The following is a 2,375-nucleotide window of genomic DNA, read 5'->3' as shown; positions in this document are numbered from 1 at the left end:
CAGCCGGGGCCGCCGCATCACGGACGTGAACTTCCTGATGTTCTTCAACGCCCATGACGAGATGGTCAAATTCACCATGCCTGCCGATGAGTACGCTCCCGCCTGGGACGTCATCATCGACACCGCCGGGCACAACGCCGACACGGAACCTGTGACCGCAGGACAGCCGCTGCCCGTGGAGGCCAAGTCCCTGGTGGTACTGCGGGCCCACACGGTTCCGGAGGTGGAGCCGGACCACTCCGTGGCTGCGTCCCTGGCAGCACTGTCCCAGACCGCCACCAGCGAGAGTGAGTCCATCACGACGCCCGTGGTGGCCGAACCCGGGAAGACCACGAAGATCGGGGAGCGGAAGGAATCCAAAAAGTGAGGGTCCCAGCATCCACCTACCGCCTGCAAATCCGTCGCGGCTTTACCCTTTTTGATGCCGCGGACAAGGTTCCGTACCTGAAATCACTCGGCGTGGACTGGGTGTACCTCTCGCCCATCCTGACGGCGGAGCAGGGCTCGGACCACGGCTATGACGTGACCGACCCCTCCACCGTCGATCCGGAGCGGGGCGGTCCGGAAGGCCTGCTGGCCCTGTCCAAGGCTGCCCGCGAGCACGGCATGGGCGTCCTCGTGGACATCGTGCCCAACCACGTGGGTGTCGCCACGCCCATCCAGAACCCGTGGTGGTGGTCCCTGCTGAAGGAAGGGCAGGTCTCGCCCTACGCCGAGGCCTTCGACGTCGAATGGGAACTGGCCGGTGGAAAGATCCGGCTGCCCATGCTTGGCTCCGGTGAAGACCTGGACAAGCTGGAGGTCAAGGACGGCGAACTCCGCTACTACGACCACCGGTTCCCGATCGCCGAAGGGACGTATTCCGACGGCGACACCCCGCAGGAGGTCCACAGCCGCCAGCACTATGAGCTGATCGACTGGCGCCGCGCCGACGCCGAGCTGAACTACCGGCGCTTCTTCGCCGTCACCACGCTGGCGGGGATCCGGGTGGAAACCCCGCACGTCTTCGAGGAAGCCCATGCCGAAGTGGGCCGCTGGCTCCGTGAGGGACTCGTGGACGGACTCCGGGTGGACCATCCGGACGGCCTGGCGGATCCTGCCGGCTACCTGCGCTGGTTGAAGGACCTCAGCGGTGGAGCCTACATCCTGGTGGAAAAGATCCTGGAGCCGGGCGAAGCGCTGCCCCAGGACTTCGCCACCGAGGGCACCACCGGCTATGACGCGCTGGCTGACGTGGACCGGGTCTTTGTTGATCCCGCCGGCCAGCAGGCCCTTGATGACCTGGACGCCAAGCTGCGGGGCTCTGCGGTTGCCGCTGACTACGCCGAAATGATCCGGGGCACCAAGCGGATGATCGCGGACGGCATCCTGAGGTCCGAGGTGCTGCGCCTGGCCCGCCTGGTTCCAGAGTCCTACGGGTTACCGGTGGAACAGGCTGCTGATGCCATTGCGGAGATCATCGCCGCCTTCCCGGTTTACCGGACGTATCTGCCCACCGGCGCCGACATCCTCAAGGAAGCCTGCGAGTCCGCGGCGGCCCACCGGCCCGAGCTGGAGGTTGCGGTCGGCACGCTGCTGCCGCTGCTCCTCGACCCGGCGAACCCGATCGCCGTCCGGTTCCAGCAGACCTCCGGCATGGTGATGGCCAAGGGGGTGGAGGACACGGCGTTCTACCGCTACACCCGGCTTGGCACGCTGACGGAGGTGGGAGCCGAGCCGACGGAGTTCGCTGTCTCGCCCGAGGAGTTCCACCGCCGGATGCTTCGGCGCCAGGAGGAACTTCCACTTTCGATGACCACCATGTCCACGCACGACACCAAGCGCAGCGAGGATGCCCGGGCCCGGATCTCGGTGATCGCGGAACTGCCGCAGGAGTGGACTGCCACGCTGAACACTCTTCGCGAGCTGGCCCCGATTCCGGACGGCCCGTACGAGAACCTGCTCTGGCAGGCCATCATCGGCGCCTGGCCGGCGAGCCGGGAACGCCTGCAGGGCTACGCGGAAAAGGCAGCCAGGGAGGCCGGCAACTCCACCAAGTGGACGGATCCGGACGAAGAATTTGAGTCGCACGTCAAGGCGGCAGTAACCGCTGCCTTCGACGATGACCGGGTCACCAAGGTGGTGGAGGACTTCGTGGCACGGATTGATTCCTACGCCGCGTCCAATTCCGTTTCCGCCAAGCTGGTCCAGCTGACCATGCCCGGCGTCCCGGACGTTTACCAGGGCAGTGAATTCTGGGAACGGTCCCTGACCGATCCCGACAACCGGCGGCCGGTGGACTTTGCGGTCCGCCAGCAGGAGCTGGCAAAGCTCGACGCCGGTCAGCTGCCTGACGCGGGCACCGAAACCAGCAAGCTCCTGGTCACTTCCCGGGC

1 protein-coding gene and 1 pseudogene are annotated in these 2,375 nt (G+C 66.2%); both read left to right on the top strand.

Features of this window, described 5'->3' with window-relative positions:
- A pseudogene (locus AC5RWX_RS32560) lies at positions 1 to 367 on the top strand (glycogen debranching enzyme); the annotation flags it as partial.
- Positions 364 to 2,375, top strand: a 2,012-nt coding sequence (gene treY / locus AC5RWX_RS32555; protein WP_494100302.1) for a malto-oligosyltrehalose synthase, incomplete at its 3' end; no start/stop codon positions are given. The pseudogene AC5RWX_RS32560 and the gene treY, both read left to right, overlap by 4 nt.

Source organism: Arthrobacter sp. SPT-J7 (genome assembly GCF_059089965.1).
The sequence above is the reverse complement of the archived record's forward strand: the minus strand, read 5'-3'. Positions and strand labels throughout refer to the sequence as shown.